This window comes from Achromobacter sp. 1012554356 (genome assembly GCF_059760815.1).
The window spans coordinates 1-22,270 of record NZ_JCBANC010000007.1; the positions used below are offsets into that span (position 1 = coordinate 1).

Sequence of the window (22,270 nt, forward strand, 5' to 3'; positions counted from 1 at the left end):
CGCGGCGGCCCCCGCCGCCGCCGCCGATGCCGATGGCGCAGCCCACGGGCTCCATTTACCAGCCCACGACCTACGGCAATTACCCGCTGTTCGAAGACCGCCGGCCGCGCAATGTGGGCGATATCGTCACCATCGTGCTGAACGAACGCACCAACGCGTCCAAGAACGTGGCGACGAACACCAACCGCACCGGCTCGGCCACGCTGGGCATCGCTGCGGCGCCGTCCTTCATGGACAGCTGGGCGAACGCCAATCTGAACACCGAGGCCAATGGCGGCAACGTGTCGCAGGGCAAGGGCGACAGCAGCGCCAACAATGCCTTCACTGGCACCATCACCACCACGGTGGTGGGCGTGATGTCCAACGGCAACCTGCAGGTCGCCGGCGAAAAGCAGATCGCCATCAACCGCGGCAGCGAGTACGTGCGCTTTGCCGGCGTGGTCGATCCGCGCTCCATCACGGGCACGAACACCGTGTCGTCCACGCAAGTGGCTGACGCGCGCATCGAATACCGCAGCAAGGGCGTCATGGACGAAGTCCAGACCATGGGCTGGCTGCAACGCTTCTTCCTGATCGCTTCGCCGTTCTAAATCATGAAACAACAGACTCCGATATCCACCTTGCTGTCCCTGTTGGCGCGGGTGTGCGTGGCCGTCGGGCTGGCCGCGGGCGCCGGCGCGGCGCACGCCGAACGGCTCAAGGATCTGGCAAGCATCCAGGGCGTCCGGGGCAACCAGCTCATCGGCTACGGCCTGGTCGTGGGCCTGGACGGCAGCGGCGACCAGGTGCGCCAGACGCCTTTCACGCAGCAAAGCCTGACCAACATGCTGTCGCAGCTGGGCATCACTGTGCCCGCCGGCAGCAACATGCAATTGAAGAACGTGGCCGCGGTCATGGTCACGACCACCTTGCCCGCATTCGCGCGGCCCGGCCAGACGCTGGATGTGGTCGTGTCCTCGATGGGTAACGCCAAGAGCCTGCGCGGCGGCACGCTGCTGATGACGCCGCTCAAGGGCGCGGACAGCCAGGTCTACGCCATTGCCCAGGGCAACATCCTGGTTGGCGGCGCCGGTGCATCCGCGGGCGGTTCCAGCGTGCAGATCAACCAGCTGAACGGCGGCCGCATCAGCGCGGGCGCCATCGTCGAACGCGGCGTGCCCACCACGTTCGCGCGCGACGGCTACGTGCATGTCGAACTGAACAATACCGACTTCGGCACCGCGCAGAACGTGGCGACGGCCCTGAACCGCAAGTTCGGGCAGGGAACCGCCACGGCGCTGGACGGCCGCGTCATCCAGGTGCGCACGCCCATGGAGCAGGGCTCGCAGGCCCGCTTCCTGTCGCAGATGGAAGACCTGCAGGTCGCGCGCGCACCCACCGTCGCCAAGGTCATCATCAACGCCCGCACCGGCTCGGTCGTCATGAACCGCACGGTCATGATCGAAGAGGCCGCCGTGGCGCACGGCAACCTGTCCGTCATCATCAACCGCCAGAACGAGGTGGTCCAGCCGGACACGCCGTTCACGCAGGGTCAGACAGTGGTGGTGCCCAACACCCAGATCGAAGTGCGCCAGGACAACGGCTCGCTGCAGCGCGTGAGCACCAGCGCCAACCTGGCCGACGTGGTCAAGGGCCTGAATGCCCTGGGCGCCACGCCGCAGGACCTGCTGGCCATCCTGCAGGCGATGAAGACCGCGGGCGCCTTGCGCGCCGAACTTGAAATCATCTGACGGCCATGGCTTATACCAGCGACGCGGGACGCACCAACACCCGGCAGGATTCGGTCTTTGACATGGGCCGCCTGTCGGACCTGAAGCGCGACGTCAAGAAGGATCCCGCCGGCACCGAGCAGCAGAAACAGGTCGCCAAGCAGTTCGAGGCGCTGTTCCTGCAGATGATGGTCAAGCGCATGCGCGAGGCCACGCCCAAGGAAGGCCTGTTCGACTCCCAGCAGACGCAGATGCTGCAGTCCATGGCGGACGAGCAACTGGCCCTGCACTTGGCCTCGCCCGGCATTGGCTTGTCCCAGGCCATCCTGGCGCAGATGCAGCAGGGCAAGCCCGGCGAGATTTCGGACGAATCGGTCAAGCGCATCGGGCAGGGCGGCGATCTGGACTTCCAGACCGGCGGCTCGCGTGAAGTGTCGGCGCTGCTGAACGTGATGCGCAACAACCGGCCGGCCGACCGTGCGCTGGCCGCCGCCGAAGGCGCGCCCGAACACGTGGTCGACTTCGTGTCCAAGATGTCGCGCGCGGCCAACCTGGCGTCGCAGCAGAGCGGCGTCCCGGCCCGTCTCATCATGGGCCAGGCGGCCTTGGAGTCCGGCTGGGGCAAGCGTGAAATCAAGCACGAGGACGGCAGCACCAGCTTCAACCTGTTCGGCATCAAGGCCGGTGCGAGCTGGAAGGGCAAGGTCGTCAACGTGCTGACCACCGAATACGAAGACGGCGTCGCCCGCAAGGTGACGCAGCCGTTCCGGGCCTATGCGTCGTACGAGGAATCGTTCGCCGACTACGCCCGCCTGATCGGCAACAGCCCGCGCTACGAGAGCGTGACGACGGCCCGCAACGAGGTCGAGGCGGCCCGCCGGATCCAGGACGCGGGTTACGCGACGGACCCGCGTTACGCCCAGAAGCTCATCGGCATCATGGGTCAGCTGCGGGGCGCGGCATCCAACGTGGAAAATTCGCGCCGGATGTTGGAAGGACTCTAAATTTGGGTGATCCCCTGCCGTAAACGGGGTATCCAGAGATAACAGCTGCGGTTACATACGGGGCATTGTCAGCATGAATTTGTACAAAACGGCATTGGGCGGGTTGAACGCGGCGCAAGCCGGCCTGGCCACCACCGGCCATAACATCAACAATGCCACCACGGTCGGCTACAACCGCCAACGCGTCATGACCTCGACGGCGGGCGCGCAAGCGACCGCCAACGGCTACATCGGTCGCGGCGTCCAGGTCGACACCGTCGTGCGCAGCTACGACAGCTTCCTGTACAAGCAGCTCGTCGGCGCAACCGGCAGCGGCGCGCAGCTCCAGGCCCAGCTCGACCAGGTCTCGCAGATCAACAACCTGTTCTCCGACCGCACCGTGGGCATCGCCCCGGGTCTGACCAATTTCTTCACCAGCATGAACACGGTGGCCAGCAAGCCGGCGGATCCCGCCGCGCGCGCCGACCTGCTGGGCCAGGCCAACAGCCTGACCACGCAGATCCGCTCGGCCTACCAGGAGATGCAGAAGCAGCGTGAAGGCCTGAACTCGCAGATCAGCACCACGGTGGAACAGGTCAACAGCTACCTGACCCGTATCGATGACCTGAATCAACAGATTTCCGTCGCGGCCGGCAAGGCTGGCGGCAGCCCCCCCAACGACCTGCTCGACCAGCGCGATCAGGCCGTCATGGAACTGAACCAGCTCATCGGCATCACGACGTACGAGCAGGGCGACAAGATCAGCATCTCGCTCACGAAGGGCGGCCAGTCGCTGCTGTCGGGCAACACGATTTACCCGCTGCAAGCCGTGCCGTCCTCCGCGGACGCCGGCCGCACGGTCATTGCCTACACGCTGCCCGCGGGCACCGGCAAGACCATCGCGGTCGAAATGAAGGACACGGAAATCTCCGGCGGCAAGCTGGGCGGGCTGCTGCAGTTCCGCGCCTCGTCCCTGGACGTCATGCAGAACCAGCTCGGCCAGATGGCCGTCGGTCTGGCGCTGTCGTTCAATGACCAGCACAAGCAGGGTCTGGACCAGGGCGGCAATCCGGGCACGGACTTCTTCGGCATCGGTTCGCCCCAGGGCGTGCCGAACACGCAGAACAAGAGCAACGCGCAGATCTCGGGTGAATTCACCAACCTGGCAAACATCAATGCCAAGGACTACGAGATCTCGTTCGACGGCACCAACTACCAGGTCGTGCGCATGCCGGAAGGCTCGCAGGTCTACAACGGCCCGGCCACCGGCACGCCGCCCACCGCCACGCTGAACCTCGAAAGCGAGATGGGCCTGACGCTGACCATCAATGCGCCGCCCCAGGCCGGCGACAAGTGGTCGCTGTCGCCCACGCGCGATGCCGCCCGCGACATCAACGTCCTGATCACCGATCCCGACAAGGTTGCCGCGGCGGACGCGGACGGCGGCGACGCCAACGGCAAGAACGCCCTGAAGCTGGCGCAGCTGCAGACCAGCAAGGTGCTGGGCCACGGCACGATGAGCATCAACGACATGTTCGCGCAGGTCGTGAACACCGTCGGGGTGCAGACGCAGCAGATCAAGACGGCCGCCACTGCGCAGGTCAACCTGGTCAAGCAGACGACCGCGGCTCAGCAGGCGGTGTCGGGCGTGAACCTGAACGAAGAATACGTAAGCCTGTCGCTGTACCAGGAGCAATACCAGGCCAGCGCCCGCATCATCGATGTGGCAAGCACCATTTTTGACACGCTGTTGGGCCTGCGCGGCTGATCAGAACGTTGACTGTGAATACTAGAAAGCATTACGGAGCTGCACCATGCGTCTGAGCACCACGATGATGTACTCGAACGGACTGAGCGGCGTTCTCGCTCAGGAATCCGACATGAATCGCCTGGTCGAACAGGTTGGCAGCGGCCGCAAGTTCCTCTCGCCCGCGGACGATCCGCTGTCGGCATCCCTGTCGATCGGCGTCGCGCAGACGCAGAGCATGAACACGACGTACGGGCTGAACCGCAACACGGCCAAGACCAACCTCGGGCAGGAAGCCAACGTCCTGGACTCGATCACCGTCGCGCTGCAAGACGTGCGCACCCGCGTCGTGCAGGCGGGTAACGGCACGTTCGCCGACAGCGACCGCCAGGCCCTGTCGACGGCGCTGAAGAGCGCCCGCGACGCGCTGCTGGGCCTTGCCAACAGCACCGACGGCAACGGTCAGTACCTGTTCTCGGGCTACGAAGGCGGCGTCGTGCCTTACGCGCAGGATGCCACCGGCAAAATCGTCTACAGCGGCGCCACCGGCGAGCGTACCGTGCAGGTCGACCAATCGCGCCAACTGTCCACCAGCGACCTGGGCAGCGACATCTTCGGCCGCGCCAATCCGGGTTCGACCGCCTACGTCAGCACCGCCGCGCCGACCAACGGCGGCACCGCGCAGTTCGGCACCGTCTCGGTCACGCCGGGCAGCCCCAATATCGGCAAGAACTTCAGCCTGCAATTCGAATCGGATCCCGCCACGGGCAACATGGGCTATCGCGTCATCACGACCGACCCGACCGCCAACCCGCCCGTGCCGCCGGTGACCTCGCCCGCGCCGCCGGCCGGTCCGACCCAATACACGCCGGGCTCCAGCATCGACTTCGGCGGTGTCGCCGTGGTGGTCAAGGGCACGCCGCAGAACGGCGACGTGATCGACGTTGAAAGCATTCAGTCGGCCGATGTGGACATGTTCAACACGCTGGACAACCTCATCAAGGTGCTGGATTCGCCCATCGCGGGCGATGAGAAGGCGCTGGCCCGTCTGAACAACGAACTGGCGACGGCGAACAAGAAGCTGGCGTCCAGCTACGACAACGTCCTGACCGTGGGCGCCTCTGTGGGCGCGCGCTTGAACGAACTGGAGGCGCTGGACGCCACCGGCTCGCAGAAGGGCCTGTCGTACTCGAAGTCGCTGTCGGATCTGGAAGACCTGGACTACTACGCCGGCGCCAGCCAGCTCGCACTGCGCCAGGTGGCATTGCAGGCGGCCTCGGCCGCGTTCATGACCATCCAGGGTTCCAGCCTGTTCAGCCGCAAGTGATGCGGTAGCTTTCAGCGCGGCGCCGCTTGCGTGCGCCGCGGGTGGCGCACTTTTCGGACGCTGCCGGCCAAGGGCCGGGGCGTCCGTAGTGCGTATAGGGTAGGTTGTGTCGTTCTTCGTTGCTTAACGCTCGGATATTTCATGCTTGGTAATTTAAAAGTTCGCACCTGCATCATCCTGGTGCTGTTGCTCTTCACGGGCGCCATGTTCATTTCGAACGGTGTGGCGTGGATGGGATTGAATTCCAGCAACGACAAGCTGGAACGGGTCAATGACGCCTATTCGAATCAGGCGACGCAATTGCATCGCGGCTATAACGCCTTTCTGCGCGGCCGCCTGCTGCTTGCCACTTCGCTGATGGACATGCAGCAGGGCAAGACGGAGCAGTCCAACGCGCAGGCCAAGCGGGCAAACGAGCTGATGGCTGAAGGCGCCCGGTCGCTGGACGCGTTCCGCAAGGCGCCGCGCCTGCAGGGTTCCGATGAACTCGTCCAGAAGCTCGAGGTCGCCTACAAGCAGTTCGACGACGTCTACAAGCGCCAGGCCGCCGCATTGGCGAATCTTTCCATCCAGGAGTACCTGGATCTGAATGACGCCGGCAGCGCTGCCAACACCGCGTTCCGCGAAGCCGTCAACAATGTGCTGGAGTTCGTGGACACCCGCACCGACGATCTCGTCGTGCAGGCCGAAGCCGACCACTACATTTCGCGCACGGTCACCATCGTGCTGCTTGCCATCGCCCTGGTCCTGGCGCTCGGCTGCTGGATCTTCATCAATCGCACCGTGCTGCGTCCGCTGCACGAGGCTGGCGATCATTTCGAGAAAATTTCCGCTGGCGACTTCACTGGCCGCATCGAAGTGCGCAGCACCAACGAGATCGGCCACCTGTTCGGCGCGATCAAGCGCATGCAGGAAAGCCTGACCCGCACGGTGGCGACTGTTCGCCGGGGCGTGGAAGAAATCAACCTGGGCGCGCGTGAAATTTCCGCGGGCAACACGGACCTGTCCAGCCGCACGGAGCAGCAGGCGGCCTCGCTCGAGGAAACCGCGGCGTCCATGGAAGAGCTGGCGTCCACCGTGAAGCAGAACGCGGACAACGCCCGCCAGGCCAATCAGTTGGCGGCCAGCGCGTCGGACGTGGCCGAGCGCGGCGGTTCGGCGGTGTCGGAAGTGGTCAGCACGATGCAGGAAATCTCTGCCAGCTCGCGCAAGATCTCGGAAATCGTGTCGGTCATCGACGGCATTGCGTTCCAGACGAACATCCTGGCGCTGAACGCCGCGGTGGAAGCCGCCCGTGCGGGCGAGCAGGGCAAGGGCTTTGCGGTGGTGGCGGGCGAAGTGCGCTCGCTGGCGCAGCGCAGCGCCCAGGCCGCCAAGGAAATCAAGGGCCTGATCGAGGACTCCGTAAGCAAGGTGGGTGCGGGTTCGCAACAGGTCGAACGCGCCGGCTCCACCATGCAGGAGATCGTGTCCTCGGTGAAGCGCGTGACGGACATCATGGGCGAGATCTCGGCGGCGTCCGAAGAGCAGTCCAGCGGTATTGACCAGGTCAACCGCGCGGTGTCGCAGATGGACGAAGTGACGCAGCAGAACGCGGCGCTGGTGGAAGAGGCCGCGGCCGCCGCCGGCTCGCTGCAGGAACAGGCGCAGCGCCTGGCCGAAGCCGTGTCCGTGTTCAAGATCAACGCCGGCGAAGTCATCGAAGTGCCCGCGCGCCAGTTGGCGCAGCAACGCAGCGCGCCGCTGATGCCCGCGCCGAAGCCCGCGCAGGAAGCTGCCGCCGCGCCGGCCACGCAGCCCGAGCCTGCCGCCAAGGCCGCGCCCGCACCCCGTCTGACCCAGGTCGCCCGGCCCAAGCCGGCGGGCGCCACCGCCGCGCGCCCGTTGCGCCGGCCGGCCCCGCGCGCCGCCGATGCCGCGGACGTGACCGCGGCGGCGCCCAAGCCCGCCTCGCGTCGTCCGCCGCCCTCGGATGACGATTGGGAGTCTTTCTGACGGACCCGTTCCGCCAATGCATTGAACAGGCAGTAGAGAAAATCCCTTTTACGTGCTGACAGCCACGAAGCGCCGCCAGCACGATTACCGGAACTACGGAAATGTTTAGCAATCTGAAGGTGCGCACCGGCTTGATGCTGGCCCAGCTGGCAGTTGCATTGGCCGCGCTCGTTGCCATCGTCCTGGGTTGGAACAGCATGCAGTCCAACGCCCGGGCGATCAACACCTTGGATTCTCTGAGCGTTCAGCAGAGCAACCTGATCAAGGATTCGTACACGCAGATGCTGCGCGCCACTGTGCGCGCCGACATTGCCGCCGCCCAGCGCGCCGCAGGCGACACGAGCGGCGCTGCCGAAAACTCGCGCACCGTCCAGCAGCTGATCGCGGACGCCAAGAAGAAGATGGAGACCTTCAAGGCGATTCCGAAGACGACCGAAATCGGCAAGGCTTCGGAAGGCGAACTGCTGTCCGCCTTCAACGGCTTTTCGGGTTCCCTGCAAAGCATGATGGCCGCCCTGGACAAGGGCGATGCCGCGACCTACCTGTCGATCAAGAACACCCAGGCGGGCGCCGCCAGCGGTCTGTTCTTCAAGCAGCTCACCGATTTCGCCGCCAACATCAACACGTTCAGCGAACAGATGGTGAGTTCGTCGCGCGCGCAGGCGTCGATGATGACCTACGTCTACATCGGGCTGGCGCTGCTGATCCTGGTGGTGTCGCTGGGTGCGTTCCTGTTCATGAACCGCGTCGTGCTGCGTCCGCTGCGCGCCGTGGGCGAAAGCTTCGACAAGATCGCCGCGGGCGACCTGACCGTGCGGGTGGACGTCAATTCCACCAACGAGATCGGCGCGCTGATGGCGGCCGTCAAGCGCATGCAGGAAAGCCTGGCGCGCACCGTGTCGGCGGTGCGCCGCGGCGTGGACGAAATCAACGTCGGTTCGCGCGAGATCTCGGCCGGCAACACGGACCTGTCCAGCCGCACGGAAGAGCAGGCCGCTTCGCTGGAAGAGACCGCCGCATCGATGGAGCAATTGGCGTCGACGGTGAAGCAGAACGCGGACAACGCGCGCCAGGCCAACCAGTTGGCGGCCAGCGCGTCGGACGTGGCCGAACGCGGCGGCTCGGCGGTGTCGGAAGTGGTCAGCACCATGGAAGGCATTTCGGCCAGCTCGCGCAAGATTTCGGAAATCGTGTCGGTCATCGACGGCATCGCGTTTCAGACGAACATCCTGGCGTTGAACGCGGCGGTGGAAGCCGCGCGTGCCGGCGAGCAGGGCAAGGGCTTTGCGGTGGTGGCGGGCGAAGTGCGCTCGCTGGCGCAGCGTAGCGCCCAGGCCGCCAAGGAAATCAAGAGCCTGATCGAGGATTCGGTGTCCAAGGTCGGCGCCGGTTCGCAGCAGGTTGAACGCGCCGGTGCGACGATGCAGGAGATCGTGGCGTCGGTCAAACGCGTGACGGACATCATGGGCGAGATCTCGGCGGCGTCCGACGAGCAGTCCAGCGGCATCGATCAGGTCAACCGCGCGGTCGCGCAGATGGACGAAGTGACGCAGCAGAACGCGGCGCTGGTGGAAGAGGCCGCGGCCGCCGCGGGCTCGCTGCAGGACCAGGCGCAGCGCCTGGCAGAAGCGGTGGCCGTGTTCAAGATCAATGCAGGCGAAGTCATCGAAGTGCCGGCGCGCCAGTTGGCGCAGCAGCATCGGCCGGCCGCCCGCGTGGCCGCGCCCGCGCCCGAGGTTGCACCGCAACCCGCTGCGCCGGCCGCCAAGCCAGCCGCTGCTGTGCGCCTGACACACACTGCCCGCGCCAAGCCGGAACCGGCCGCCGGCGCCTCGGCAGCGCGCCCGCCGCGCAAGCCCGCGGCGACGCGTCCGGCACCCGCGGCAAAGGACGTTTCGAAGCCCGCGCCAGCACCGGCCGCAAGCCGGCGGCAGGCGCCTTCGGACGACGATTGGGAATCTTTCTGACGCCGGCGTTGCCGGCAAATAGGCAGGGTATGCGAGGTTATCTACATCTTCTGGCAGCGGCCGCTTTTGCGGCCCTTGTCGCTGGCTGTGCAGCAACGGGTCACAACTTCGACCCGAGCAAGCTGTCGACCCTGACGCCCGGGCAGACGACCATGGAAGAGGCCGCGCGCGCGCTGACCGCCCCGCCTGCCCAACAGTTCAAACAGAGCGACGGCACCGTGCTGGTGCTTTGGTCCCACAAAATCACCTTTGTCACCGACGGCCTGTACAGCCGTAAGGAAGCGCTGCTGCAGTTCGGCCCCGATGGGCGGCTGATGCGGCTCGTCGACAGCACCAATATTCTGCTGGAACCTTGGGAACGCCAGAAGTTGCTGGGACCTGCCCCCGCGCCTGCATTGACGCAGGACTGGGCACAACCTGCGACGGAGCCCGAGGTGCAAACCATCTACATTCCGGGCCCGGGCGAACCGGCCGGTCTGGCGCCGCAGGGCAAATAGCCTGCGGTTCGGCAGAAGACATCGGGCGTCAAGCCCGATGTTCGTCGCCCTGAGTGCATACCCTGTGTAACAGGGCGTGTCCACAGGGTGGTTTTTCATTTGGTCAGAGCAGTTCTGAGGGATGGGGAAATAAATGGAAGCGAGTCTCGAATCCGGGGGCAAAGCCGGCAAGGCCGGCAAGAAAAAAGCCGCGCGCGCACCCAAGGTCAAGCGCAAACTGAGGCTGCGCGATGCCCGCGTTGGCACGATGCTGCTGTGGGTGATGGCGTTTTTCGCGCTGCTGATTGCGGCGGTGGGCGGCTTGGCCGCGTACTTTCTGCAAAGCAACTATGAATCGATCCGCGAGGTCAACGCCCTGACGGCGCGCGCCAAGCAGGTCGAAATCATCAACAGCGACATGCTGCGCGCCCGCGTGAGCCTGATGGTGGCCGCCCGCCACCTGCAGGAATCCGGCTGGGGCAGCGGCGAAAACTCCGCGCGTGACGCGGCCGCTTCGCTCAAGGGCGCGACGGATCTCCTGACCGGCGTGCGCAGCCGCTTCGCCGACTTCCAGAAGAACATGCTCGAGGACGACACTGGCCGCCAGCTGTCGATGAACCTCGTGCGCCGCTATCGCTCGTACATCGACGACGGCGTGGACACGATGGTTGAAGCCCTGCGCAGCGAAGACTATTCGACGTTCTACATGGTGAACAACGAATACGGCACGCCCCGCAGCGCCGCCTTCATCGAGGCGATCGGCCAATTCGACAAGTACATCGCCGACCAGCAGCGCGAAACGATCGAGCAGGCCGAGGCGAACTTCAACCTGGCCATGATCGCCGTGGGCGTGGCGGTTGCGCTGGCGCTGCTGCTGATGGTGCTTGCCCGCATCCTGTTCGGCCGCCTGGTGGTACGTCCCTTGGTCGAAGCGGGTCAGCACTTCGACAAGATTGCCGCCGGCGACCTGACGGGCCGCGTGGAAGTGCGTTCGCACAACGAGATCGGCCAGCTGTTCGCCGCGCTCAAGCGCATGCAGGAAAGCCTGACGCGCACCGTGTCGACGGTACGCCGTGGCGTGGACGAGATCACCGTGGGTTCGCGTGAAATCTCGGCCGGCAACACGGACCTGTCCAGCCGCACGGAAGAGCAGGCCGCCTCGCTGGAAGAGACCGCCGCATCGATGGAAGAGCTGGCCTCGACCGTCAAGCAGAACGCGGACAACGCCCGCCAGGCCAACCAGTTGGCGGCCAGCGCGTCGGACGTGGCCGAGCGCGGCGGTTCGGCGGTGTCGGAAGTGGTCAACACCATGGAAGGCATCTCTGCCAGCTCGCGCAAGATCTCGGAAATCGTGTCGGTCATTGACGGCATCGCGTTCCAGACCAACATCCTGGCGCTGAACGCCGCGGTGGAAGCTGCCCGTGCGGGCGAGCAGGGCAAGGGCTTTGCGGTGGTGGCGGGCGAAGTGCGCTCGCTGGCGCAACGTAGCGCCCAAGCCGCCAAGGAGATCAAGGGCCTCATCGAGGATTCCGTGACCAAGGTGGGTGCGGGTTCGCAGCAGGTGCAACGCGCCGGCGCGACGATGCAGGAAATCGTGGCCTCGGTCAAACGCGTGACGGACATCATGGGCGAGATCTCGGCGGCGTCCGAAGAGCAGTCGAGCGGCATTGACCAGGTCAACCGCGCCGTGTCGCAGATGGACGAAGTGACGCAGCAGAATGCGGCACTGGTGGAAGAGGCCGCGGCCGCCGCCGGCTCGCTGCAGGAACAGGCGCAGCGCCTGGCCGAAGCGGTCGCTGTGTTCAAGATCAACGCTGGCGAAGTCATCGAAGTCCCGGCGCACCAGCTCGGTGGCTATGCCGCACCGTCGCTGAACTGATCGTCTTGATCCGAGCCGCGCCCGATCCTGCTGACGCGGGATCGGGCGCGGTTTTTTTTTGCGCTCGTTGGCACGGTGTCAGACACCCATGCGGCATTCCATCAGCTTGGCGGTCTTCTCTGGCGGGTGTCAGACACCTGGAATGAGCCAAGGTGTCTGACACCCACTGAATTGCCGCCACATGCCGATGACGCGCCACCCGGGTGTCAGACACCGTCCCGAGACACCCATGCGGCATTCCATCAGCTTGGCGGTCTTCTCTGGCGGGTGTCAGACACCTGGAATGAGCCAAGGTGTCTGACACCCACCGAATTGCCGCCACATGCCGATGACGCGCCACCCGGGTGTCAGACACCGTCCCGAACAAATACATGCCCTCCGGGTTGGGCTTGTTTTATATCCACAAGTTATATGCGCGTTGACTCAAATCATAAGCACGTTAAGTTTTCCGCTTTATGACCGTAAATAATGTCAACGCCTGATTTTTCAGGACGAAAACACAGTAATCGATGGTGGCCGGGGGATCGGGCGCCAGCTGGAGACAAAACGTGCGCGTCAATCTACCTGTCACCAATGTGGAAACCAAGCTGCGCGAGGACCAGTATCTGATCTCTCGCACGGATACCAAGGGCCGCATCGTCTACGCCAACCCGGCGTTTGTCGACGTCAGCGGCTTTTCCCGTGACGAACTCATCGGCAAGGCGCACAACATCGTGCGCCATCCCGACATGCCGCCGGAAGCCTACGCGGACCTCTGGGAGACCCTGGAAGCGGGCGAGTCGTGGCTGGGCGTCGTCAAGAACCGCCGCAAGGATGGGGGCTACTACTGGGTGCTGGCCAACGCCACGCCCATCGTCGAGAACGGCGAGGTCGTGGCCTATTCGTCGGTGCGCGTGCGGCCGTCGGAAGAACAGATCGAGATGGCCGAAGACCTCTACGCGCGCATGCGCGAGGGCACGGCCAAGGGCGTACGCATCCTGCGCGGCCGGCCCGTGCGCGCGGGCTGGCGCCGCGGCCTGGACGTGCTGGCGTTCCCGTTTCAGCCCGGCGTGCGCAACCGCATGCTGCGTCACGCCACGCTGTCGTCCGCCATCGTCGGCGCCGCCGGGGCGTATGGCCTGCATGCCAATTGGGCCGGCCTGAGCCCGTGGGGCGCGGCGCTGGGCTGCGGCGCGATCGGGCTGGGTATCGTCGCCATCTACGCGATGGGCTGGAGCCTGTCGCGTTCGCTGCTGGGTCCGATGCTCGACGCCGCGAACATGGCGCGCCAGGTTGCCGCCGGCAACCTGACCACGCAGATCGTGCCGGACTCGGATGACGAGGTGGGCAGCCTGAAGTTTTCGCTGGAGGTCATGCGCAAGAGCCTGATCGGCATCGCCCAGGACGTCTATCGCGGCATCGAGGGTACGACGCACGCCGCGGTGCACATCGCCCGCGGCAACCAGGAACTGGCCGGCCGCACGGAAGGGCAGGCGGCTTCGCTGCAGCAGACGGCCGCCAGCATGCAGCAACTGACGTCCACCGTGCGCCAGAACGCCGACAACGCGCGGCAAGCCAACAATCTGGCCGCCAGCAGCATGGACGTGGCGCGGCGCGGCGGCGTGGCCGTCGGGCAGGTGGTCAACACCATGCACGGCATCTCGGACAGCTCGCGCAAGATCGCCGACATCGTCACCATCATCGAAGGCATCGCGTTCCAGACCAACATCCTGGCGCTGAACGCGGCGGTGGAAGCGGCCCGGGCCGGCGAGTCCGGCAAAGGCTTTGCGGTGGTGGCGGGCGAAGTGCGCAGCCTGGCGCAAAAGAGCGCGCAGGCCGCCAAGGAAGTGAAGACGCTGATCGAAGACTCGGTGGATCGCGTGACCGAAGGCTCGGCCCAGGCGGAACAGGCCGGCGCGACCATGCAGGAGATCGTGGACGCCGTGCACCGCGTCACGGCCATCATCGGCGAGATCTCGCGCGCCTCGCAGGAACAGTCGACCGGCATCGAGCAGGTGGATACCGCCGTCTCGCAGATGGACGTGATGACCGTGCAGAACACGGCGCTCGTGCAGGAATTGGGCGGGGCGGTGATGCAACTGGGCGATCAGTCCGGCGCGCTGCGCGAGACCATCCGCGTCTTCCGCGTGGTGGGGCAGCACTGACAGGCGGCGGCCGGTTGAACGCGTTGCCGGCCGCTGGCCGCCGGCAACGTGGCGAAACTATCGGCCCGCCAGCGCGTCCACGACGCGGCTCATCGCCGTCAGGCCCGATTCAAACAGCGATTCCAGGAAGGGGCCGGCGTGGGGCAGCACGATCGCAAGCACCGTCACGCCGATGATGAGCGTGACGGGAAAGCCCACCGAAAACACGGAAAGCTGCTGGGCCGCGCGGTTCAGGATGCCCATCGCCAGGTTGATGGTGAGCAGGGCGCAGATCAGCGGCAGCGCCAGCAGCAGGCCTGATACGAATACCGTCTTGCCCCATTCCACGACCGCGCCCCAGCCGTTCTGGTGCAGCTGGATCATCGCGATGGGCAGGGTGTCGAACGAACGCACCAGCGCCGCCAGCACCAGCAGGTGGCCGTCCAGCGCCAGGAAGGTCAGCATCGCGACAATGTTGAACATGCGCGACAGCACGGCGGTATTGGCGCCCGAGCTGGGATCGAAGAACGACGCGAACGACAGACCCATCTGCAGGCCCACGAATTCACCCGCCGTCTGCACCGCCGCGAAGACGATGCGCATGGTGAATCCCATGGCGATGCCGATCAGCACCTGCTGCATCACCATCCACAGGCCGGCGTAGGAGCCGGGCGCGACAGGCGGCATGGCGTCCAGCGCCGGGCTGATGGCCACTGCCAGCACGAACGCCAGGCCGATCTTGACCTTGACGGGAATGAGCGATTCGGAGAACAGCGGCGCGGTCGCCACGAGCGCCAGGATACGCACGAACGGCCAGAGAAACTGGCCGATCCAGCCGTTGAGCTGCTCGAGCGTGAAAGAGAACATGGCGTGGCAACCCTTGTCCCGCGGCGGGCGCCGCTCAGGACACCAGCATGGGGATCTGGCCGATCAGTTGCCGGATGTAGTCGACCATGACGCCGATCAGCCACGGACCCAGCAGCACAAGCACGCCGCACATGGCCAGCAGCTTCGGAATGAACGACAGCGTCATTTCGTTGATCTGCGTGGCGGCCTGGAAGATGCTGATGACCAGACCCACGGCCAGCGTGACGAGCAGGAGCGGACCGGCCATCGCCAGAACGATCTTCATCGCCTGGTAGGTCATGGTCATGACGGTTTCGGCAGTCATGGCGATCTCCTTTCCGCGTTACTGGTAGAAGCTCTGGGCCAGCGAGCCCATGAGCAGGTTCCAGCCGTCGGCCAGCACGAACAGCATCAGCTTGAACGGCAGCGCCACGGTGACGGGCGGCACCATCATCATGCCCAGCGCCATCAGGACGCTGGCAACCACCAGGTCGATGATGAGGAAGGGAATGAAGATCGTGAAGCCGATCTGGAAGGCGGTCTTCAGCTCGCTGGTGATGAAGGCCGGCACCAGGATGCGCATCGGCACCTGCGAGGGGTCTTCCAGCGCGGGCTGGTTGGCCAGGTTGGCAAAGAGCGACAGGTCGTTCTCGCGCGTCTGGTGCAGCATGAAGGTGCGCAGCGGATTCGCGGCGCGTTCGACCGCGGCCTCGAACTGGATCGTGCCTTCGGACAAGGGTTTATAGGCGTCGGTGTAGATCTTGTCGAACACCGGCGACATCGTATAGAAGGTCAGGAACAGGGCCAGGCCGATCAGCACGTGGTTGGGCGGCGACATGGCCGTGCCCATCGCGCTGCGCAAGAGGCCCAGCACGATGATGATGCGCGTGAAGCCCGTCATCATCAGCAGCGCCGCCGGCAGGAACGAGAGCGACGTCATCAGCAGCATGGTCTGCATGCTGAGCGAGTAGGTCTGCGAGCCGTTCGCGCCCGGCGTGGCCGTCAGCGCGGGCAGCGTGGCCTGCGCCACGACGCCGGCCGGGAAGAAGGCCAGGCCCAGCACCGCGGCGGCAGCCAGCATGGGCAGCGCACGCTGGGCGGCGCGGGCGGTAGACGTGCGAGAAGGCAAACTCATGGGTATCGCTTGATTCGCGCCGGGGCGTACAGCCCTAGCGGCGCTTGAGTGCCTGGCCCAGCTTGGCCGCGAAAGCGGCCGTGGGCAGAGGCGAACCCTCCGGCAACTGGCCGGCGGGCAGGGTATGCAGCGTGGTGAGCTGGTTCGGGCCAACGCCCACCACCAGCCAGGTGTCTTCGATCTCGACGACGACGACGCTTTGGCGCGGACCGACCGGCATGCTGGCAACCTGGCGCAGCACGTTGCCGCCGCCGCGCTGGACCAGTCCGGCGCGCTTGGCAAGCCACGCGGCGGCCAGAATGGCGGCCACCACCAGCACAAGACCGATGATGACGCGCAGCAGGGCAGGTTCGGTCATGGCGCCAGGGATCAACGACGGTTGTTCAAGCGGTTGATCCGCTCGGACGGGGTGATGATGTCGGTCAGGCGGATGCCGTACTTTTCTTCGACGACGACGACTTCGCCCTGGGCGATCAGGTAGCCGTTGACGAAAATGTCCATCGGTTCGCCGGCCAGGCCGTCCAGTTCCACCACCGAGCCTTGGCCCAGCTGGAGCAGGTTCTTGATGGTCAGGCGGGTGCGGCCCAGCTCAACCGTCAGCTGGACGGGTACGTCCATGATCAGGTCGATGTCGGTGCCCTGGCCGGGCGTGGCGCCGGCCAGCGGCTTGAACACGGACGCGGCGGCCGATGCCGAGGCAGCCGGTGCCGCGGCGGGAGCCGGGGCCGGCGCCGGGGCGGGAGCAGGCGCCGCTGCTTCGGGTGCAGCGGCCTGTTCGGCCATCGCGGCGGCCCAGTCGTCCTGCGGCTTCAGACCGTCGGCTTGCGTGGGCGGGTTGGCGCGGGATTGTTCGGCGAGCGCGTCGGCCCAGTCGTCGGCCGGGGACGAGCCAGTGCCGGGCTCGTTCTTGTCAGTCATGGTCAGAGGCCTCGTTGGGTTCTGTATCGTGGGTAAACAGGTTTTGTACGCGCAGGGCGTATTGGCCGTTGAAGACGCCGTAGCCGCATTCCATCAGCGGCACGTCGTCGACGTGGGCGATGACGGTTTCAGGCACGTCGACCGGAAGGACGTCGCCGACCTTCAGGCTCATCAGTTCGCGGATCGACGACGGGATGCGGGCAAATTCCGCGACCACGTCGATGTCGGCGCTGCGCACCTGGCGGGAAAGCTGCTGCGACCAGCGCTGATCGACTTCCTCGAGCGTGGTTTCCTGCAGCGGACGCGTCAGCAGATCGCGCACCGGCTCGATCATGGAATACGGCAGGCAGATGTTCAGGTCGCCGCCGGTCGCGCCGAATTCGATGTGGAACGACGAGACGACCACCACTTCGTTGTTGCCGGTGATGCTGGCGAACTTGGTGTGCATCTCCGAGCGGACGTATTCGAACTCGATCGGATAGACGGGGTCCCAGGACTTGCCGTAGCTTTCCAGGGTCAGGTTGAGCAGGCGCCGGATGATGCGCTGTTCGGTGGTGGTGAAGTCCCGGCCTTCGACCCGCGTGTGGTAGCGGCCATCGCCGCCGAACAGGCTGTCGATGACCAGGAACACCAGGTTCGGGTCATAGGTAAAGAGCGCCGTGCCGCGCAGCGGCTTCATCTGAATCATGTTCAGATTGCTGGGAACAGGCAGGTTGCGCTCGAAGTCCGCGTATTTCTGGATCTTGATCGAGCCGACGGTGATGTCGGCGCTGCGGCGCATGAAGTTCAACAGCACGTTGCGCATGTTGCGCGCAAACCGCTCGTTGATGAGCTCCAGCGTCTGCATGCGGCGGCGCACGACGCGCTCGGGCGAGCTCAGGTCGTAGGCGCGCGCACCGGCGTTCTGGCCGTCGGATTCCTTTTTACTATCGCTCTCGCCGGTGACGCCAGCCAGCAGCGCATCGACTTCGTCCTGCGAAAGAAACGCCTCGTAGGCCATGCTTATTGCACCACGAACGCCGTGAACAGCACGTCGGTCACGTACTGGCCGTCAGGCAGGGGCGAGAAGGGACGGTTCACTGCCTGCTTGATGGCCGCGACCATGTCGTTCTTGCCTTGCTGCGTTTGCACGGCAGTGGGCGACTGGGACGACAGGACCATCAGGATGCGGCTGCGCACTTCCGGCATGTACTTTTCCAGACGCGTGCGGGTATGTTCGTCGCTGACGCGCAGGGTCAGGCCAACGTGCATGATGCGTTCCGTGTCCGCGTTCTGCAGCGTGACCGTGAAGGCTTCGATCGGCACGAAGATCGGCGCGGGAACGGCGATCGGGGTGGCGGACGGCGCGACGAAGGTCGTCGGCGTGGCCTGCGGGCCTTGGCCGGGCTGGCCTTGCACGCTGCCCGGCTGACCGGGTTGGCCAGGCTGGCCGGGTTGGCCGCCAGGCACCTGGCCGACGCCAAGCTGCACCGGAGCGCCGCCTTGCGGTTGCTGCAGGCGCTGCGTGATGAACCAGGTTGCGCCCGCACTGGCTGCGGCAACGAGCAGCAGCACCAGGATCGCCAGCAGCGGGCGAAGAATGCGGCCGATGCCGCCGGAGGACGCGCCGCGCGCCGGCGCGGGAATGGGTTTGATTGTCGCCATCTGGAGTTCGATGCGTGTTTGCCGCTGGTGAAAACGGATTCTTAGTGGATGAAAGCATTCTGCCCGAATTCACGCCGCCGCTTGGAGGCGAAAAACAGGGCGAAAGCCGCGTATCTCAAGCTATTGCTGCACTGCCCGCATCCGTTGCCGGATACGGGCCGCCGGATCATTACGCGAACGTGTCGACCAGCGCGTTGGCATTGCGCGACACCGTCACCGCGGGCTGGGCGGCATCCGCCCCGCCGTCCGCCACTGCGGCGCCGCCGCCTTGCTGACGCTGCGAGCCGTTGCCGCCTTGCTGCGCGAATTCCTGCTGCGCGGCCTGTTCACCGACGCTGGTCTGGCCCAGCGAGATGCCGGCCTGGGCAAGCGCCTGCTGCAACTGCGGAATCGCGACTTCGATCGCCTGGCGCACCGACGCATGCGCCGACACGAACGAGGCGGTGGCCACGCCGTCCGCCAGGTTCAGGCTGACGCGCAGCGGACCGAGGTCCGGCGGATCCAGCCGCAGTTCGGCGGTCTGCATGCCTTGGCGCACGTTGCTGCTCATCATGACCATCTGCTGGCCGAGCTCGGTGCCCCAGTGGGTGGCGCCGACCGGGGTGGCCACTTGCATGACGACGGGAACGATCGGCTGCGCGATGGCGGCCTGGTTGACGACCGGCAGCGCCTGGCGCTGCGTGGCGGCGGCCAGCGCGTGGGCCAGCGCCTCCTGCGGGTTGGCGCCATGCTGCGGCGCCTGGAATTGCGGGGTCGTGCCGGCCAGCAGGTCGGGCTGCTCTTCGTCGGCCATGTGGGCGGGCAGCGCGGGTGCGCCTTCTTTTTGATCCGCGGGCACATCTCGCGCGACGCGCGGCAGGGGCAGTTCCGGCGCGGCCTTCGAGGCGTCGGTCTTGACCGCTGCCTTGGGGTCGATGGGGGTCTGGGCAAGCGGGGCGGAACCCGGCTTGACGGCGGCGGTGACCACCGGCAGCGCGGCTTCGGCTTCGCGGGCGATTTGCGCTGCCGCGGCCTGCGCCTGGCCGGCGGTCGCGGCCACCGGCGTCTGCGCCTGTAGCGCGGCCTGCGGCACCAGCGTGTCGGCGGCGTTCAGCGCGGCCGTCAGCACGGCAGCGCCCTGGTTCATGGCGGTGGCGGTCGCAGCGGCATTGCCGCGCGCAAGCTGCACCTGCTCGGCGGCCTGGGCCGCGATCTCCAGGGCTTGTTGCGGCAGGTCGGACGCGGCCACCGGTTGCTGCGCGGCGACGGCGAGAGCGCCGGCTTCGGCCTGCGCGGCGCTTTGCACTGCATCATTGATGGCGCCGCCGGCAGCGCCTTCGGCCGTGCTGGCGGGATCGCTGGCCTTGCCGTCCTTGGACGGCGTCTTGCTGTTGCCGTTTGCGGGACGGGCGTCGGCGGCCTGGTTGGGCCGCTGCTGCGCCGGACGTTGCTGAGCCAGCACGTCCGAGAAGGAGGGTCCTTTGTCTTTCTTGTTCGCGGCAGCCGGTTTGGCGCCAAGCACGTCGTTCATCGACGTCGGGGCGGCCGGTGCAAGCGAAGGCAAGGGCAGGGGAGCGGTCATCTTGGGCTTCCTGTGTGGAACTGCTTAATGCATGCCGCTGGCCTGGCGCTGGACCAGACGGGCGGAGTATTCGTCGTTGGCGCGCTGTTCGCGGCGCGAATCCACGAGGGCCTGGGCGCGCTGCTCGCGCTGCGCCAGGGCATCGTAGGAGTTGAGCTTGCGTTTTTCCTGCTGCCAGTAAAGCTGGCCCTTAGCGAGGTTGTCCTCGGCCTGGCGCAGCACGCCCTGCTGCTGGCCGATCGCGTCGTCCAGCGTGCCGATGAAACGCTGATAGTTGTGGCAGTCGCTGGCCGCCATGCCGCTCGTCATCGCCGTCTGAAGGCGCTCGAGGTAGTCCTGGCGGTAGTCGTGCAGCATGGAAAGCTGGCGCTGCGCATTGCTGCGTTCGGCGGTCAGCCGGCCCAGGAGGCGGGCGGCTTCGTCCGTGCTCTCCTTGGCCAGGTTGATCAGCATGTCCAGAGGCAGTTGGCTAGGCATAGGTGTCCCGTGATTCGAAACTGGCTCGCAATTGATTGACGGCGTCTTCGTATCCGATGTTCTCGCCGATGTCCTGCTGCAGGAAGGCTTCCAGGCGCGGGTAGCGCGCGATGGCGTCGTCCAGCTGCGGGTCGTTGCCGGCGGCGTAGGCGCCGACGGCGATGAGGTCGCGATTGCGCTGGTAGCGCGACAGGCTTTGCTTGAAGCGGCGCACGATCGAGAACTGCTGCGGCGTGATGAGCGAGGTCATCGCCCGCGAGATCGACGCTTCGATGTCGATGGCGGGGTAGTGGCCCGATTCGGCCAGGTGCCGCGACAGCACGACGTGGCCGTCCAGGATCGCGCGCGCCGAGTCGGCGATCGGATCCTGCTGGTCGTCGCCTTCGGCCAGCACGGTATAGAACGCCGTGATGGAGCCCGCCTTGCCGGACGGACCCGGCGCGCCCATGCCCGCGCGTTCCACCAGCATCGGCAGCTTGGCAAATACCGACGGCGGATAGCCCTTGGTGGCGGGCGGTTCGCCGATGGCCAGCGCGATTTCCCGTTGCGCCATCGCGTAGCGGGTCAGCGAATCCATGATCAGCAGCACGTCCAGGCCCTGGTCGCGGAAATGCTCGGCCAGGCGGGTCGCATACGCGGCGCCCTGCAGGCGCAGCAGCGCCGACACGTCGGCCGGCGCGGCCACCACGACCGAGCGCGCGAGGCCTTCGGGGCCCAGGTTGTGCTCGATGAATTCCTTCACTTCGCGGCCCCGCTCGCCGATCAGGCCCACGACGATGACGTCGGCCTTGGTGTAGCGGGCCATCATGCCCAGCAGCACCGATTTACCGACGCCGGAGCCGGCGAACAGGCCCATGCGCTGACCGCGGCCGACGGTCAGCAGACCGTTGATGGCGCGCACGCCCGTGTCCAGCACCGTGTCGATGGGCGCGCGCGACAGCGGATTGATGGGCTGGGCCGACAGGGGAGCGAGTTCGGCGCCCGTCAGCGGACCCAGTCCGTCCAGCGGGCGGCCGGCGCCATCCAGCACGCGGCCGAGCAGCGCGTTGCCGACCGGCAGGTGGCGGCCAAGCTGGGGCTTGGCGTTGCCGTTCAGTTCGGCCTTGCGCGGCAGCGGAATCTGGCGCTGCACGGGCGGTTCACCGGGCACGACGCGCGCGCCGGGGGGCAGGCCGGAAATGTCGGCCTGCGGCATCAGGTACAGCGTGTGGCCGTCAAAGCCCACGACTTCGGCGTCTGCCCAATGGTCGTGGCCGCGCGCAATCTCGATGCGGGCGGCGGCGCCGACGGGCAGGCGCAGGCCGGTGGCGTGCAGCACGAGGCCGGTCGCGCGCGTGATCTTGCCGCTGACCAGCCAAGGATCGGTGGACGCCGCGCGGATCGAGCCGATCTCCAGCTGCGTCTGCCAGCGGTCGAGCACGGGCGCGGTCGGCTTGGCCGCCGCGGAAGCGGCTGCGGCGCCCGCAAGGGGCGCCTGGCCGGA

Annotated in this window: 20 protein-coding genes; 10 read left to right on the top strand and 10 right to left on the bottom strand. The window is 66.2% G+C overall.

Annotated elements, in window-relative coordinates; all coding sequences use genetic code 11:
• From AC6LJW_RS04750 to AC6LJW_RS04795, 10 genes are all read left to right on the top strand, one after another.
• The coding region (locus tag AC6LJW_RS04750; protein ID WP_498086640.1) for a flagellar basal body L-ring protein FlgH at window positions 1–590 on the top strand (590 nt) is incomplete at its 5' end.
• Window positions 591–593: 3 nt separating this feature from the next.
• Window positions 594–1,730 carry a flagellar basal body P-ring protein FlgI gene (locus AC6LJW_RS04755; protein ID WP_056570204.1) on the top strand — a complete coding sequence of 379 codons (1,137 nt, stop codon included), beginning with the start codon at window positions 594–596 and terminating at the stop codon, window positions 1,728–1,730.
• Window positions 1,731–1,735: 5 nt separating this feature from the next.
• The gene (gene flgJ / locus AC6LJW_RS04760) at window positions 1,736–2,713 is read left to right on the top strand and encodes a flagellar assembly peptidoglycan hydrolase FlgJ (protein WP_056570206.1); all 978 of its coding nucleotides are present in this window, start codon (window positions 1,736–1,738) and stop codon (window positions 2,711–2,713) included.
• Between the two features lie 73 nt (window positions 2,714–2,786).
• Window positions 2,787–4,460, top strand: coding sequence for a flagellar hook-associated protein FlgK (gene flgK / locus AC6LJW_RS04765; protein WP_056570207.1), 1,674 nt, complete (start codon window positions 2,787–2,789; stop codon window positions 4,458–4,460).
• A gap of 46 nt (window positions 4,461–4,506) precedes the next feature.
• The gene (gene flgL, locus AC6LJW_RS04770) at window positions 4,507–5,766 is read left to right on the top strand and encodes a flagellar hook-associated protein FlgL (RefSeq protein WP_056570208.1); all 1,260 of its coding nucleotides are present in this window, start codon (window positions 4,507–4,509) and stop codon (window positions 5,764–5,766) included.
• A gap of 141 nt (window positions 5,767–5,907) precedes the next feature.
• Window positions 5,908–7,761: a methyl-accepting chemotaxis protein gene (locus AC6LJW_RS04775; RefSeq protein WP_498086641.1), complete on the top strand. Its 1,854-nt coding sequence runs from the start codon at window positions 5,908–5,910 to the stop codon at window positions 7,759–7,761.
• 101 nt (window positions 7,762–7,862) lie between these two features.
• The gene (locus tag AC6LJW_RS04780) at window positions 7,863–9,728 is read left to right on the top strand and encodes a methyl-accepting chemotaxis protein (RefSeq protein ID WP_427988100.1); all 1,866 of its coding nucleotides are present in this window, start codon (window positions 7,863–7,865) and stop codon (window positions 9,726–9,728) included.
• A 29-nt stretch (window positions 9,729–9,757) separates the two neighbouring features.
• Window positions 9,758–10,225, top strand: coding sequence for a hypothetical protein (locus AC6LJW_RS04785; RefSeq protein ID WP_056570214.1), 468 nt, complete (start codon window positions 9,758–9,760; stop codon window positions 10,223–10,225).
• A gap of 133 nt (window positions 10,226–10,358) precedes the next feature.
• Window positions 10,359–12,083, top strand: coding sequence for a methyl-accepting chemotaxis protein (locus tag AC6LJW_RS04790; protein WP_056570221.1), 1,725 nt, complete (start codon window positions 10,359–10,361; stop codon window positions 12,081–12,083).
• A 548-nt stretch (window positions 12,084–12,631) separates the two neighbouring features.
• Window positions 12,632–14,227, top strand: coding sequence for a methyl-accepting chemotaxis protein (locus AC6LJW_RS04795; protein WP_498086642.1), 1,596 nt, complete (start codon window positions 12,632–12,634; stop codon window positions 14,225–14,227).
• A gap of 57 nt (window positions 14,228–14,284) precedes the next feature.
• On the opposite strand, the gene fliR is transcribed toward AC6LJW_RS04795, so the two are convergent.
• The 10 genes from fliR to fliI form a co-directional block, all read right to left on the bottom strand.
• Complete coding sequence (fliR, locus tag AC6LJW_RS04800) at window positions 14,285–15,073, bottom strand: flagellar biosynthetic protein FliR (RefSeq protein ID WP_056570225.1); 789 nt, start codon at window positions 15,071–15,073, stop codon at window positions 14,285–14,287.
• Window positions 15,074–15,107: 34 nt separating this feature from the next.
• Window positions 15,108–15,377, bottom strand: a complete 270-nt coding sequence (fliQ, locus tag AC6LJW_RS04805; protein ID WP_056570227.1) for a flagellar biosynthesis protein FliQ — start codon at window positions 15,375–15,377, stop codon at window positions 15,108–15,110.
• A gap of 18 nt (window positions 15,378–15,395) precedes the next feature.
• Window positions 15,396–16,187 (bottom strand): flagellar type III secretion system pore protein FliP, encoded by a 792-nt coding sequence (gene fliP, locus AC6LJW_RS04810; protein ID WP_369818995.1) that lies wholly within the window; start codon window positions 16,185–16,187, stop codon window positions 15,396–15,398.
• Window positions 16,188–16,221: 34 nt separating this feature from the next.
• Window positions 16,222–16,545, bottom strand: coding sequence for a flagellar biosynthetic protein FliO (fliO, locus tag AC6LJW_RS04815; protein ID WP_056570231.1), 324 nt, complete (start codon window positions 16,543–16,545; stop codon window positions 16,222–16,224).
• Window positions 16,546–16,556: 11 nt separating this feature from the next.
• Complete coding sequence (gene fliN / locus AC6LJW_RS04820; RefSeq protein ID WP_056570233.1) at window positions 16,557–17,105, bottom strand: flagellar motor switch protein FliN; 549 nt, start codon at window positions 17,103–17,105, stop codon at window positions 16,557–16,559.
• Window positions 17,098–18,105, bottom strand: coding sequence for a flagellar motor switch protein FliM (gene fliM, locus AC6LJW_RS04825; RefSeq protein ID WP_056570235.1), 1,008 nt, complete (start codon window positions 18,103–18,105; stop codon window positions 17,098–17,100). Before fliM ends, fliN begins: the two co-directional genes overlap by 8 nt.
• A 2-nt stretch (window positions 18,106–18,107) precedes the next feature.
• Entirely contained in the window at window positions 18,108–18,749 is a 642-nt protein-coding gene (fliL, locus tag AC6LJW_RS04830) for a flagellar basal body-associated protein FliL (RefSeq protein ID WP_056570237.1), read from the bottom strand.
• A 169-nt stretch (window positions 18,750–18,918) separates the two neighbouring features.
• Complete coding sequence (locus AC6LJW_RS04835; RefSeq protein WP_498086643.1) at window positions 18,919–20,310, bottom strand: flagellar hook-length control protein FliK; 1,392 nt, start codon at window positions 20,308–20,310, stop codon at window positions 18,919–18,921.
• Window positions 20,311–20,334: 24 nt separating this feature from the next.
• Entirely contained in the window at window positions 20,335–20,787 is a 453-nt protein-coding gene (gene fliJ, locus AC6LJW_RS04840) for a flagellar export protein FliJ (RefSeq protein ID WP_400520476.1), read from the bottom strand.
• Window positions 20,780–22,207 (bottom strand): flagellar protein export ATPase FliI, encoded by a 1,428-nt coding sequence (fliI, locus tag AC6LJW_RS04845; protein ID WP_056570602.1) that lies wholly within the window; start codon window positions 22,205–22,207, stop codon window positions 20,780–20,782. The genes fliJ and fliI overlap by 8 nt, the downstream gene beginning before the upstream one ends.
• Window positions 22,208–22,270 lie beyond the last annotated feature (63 nt).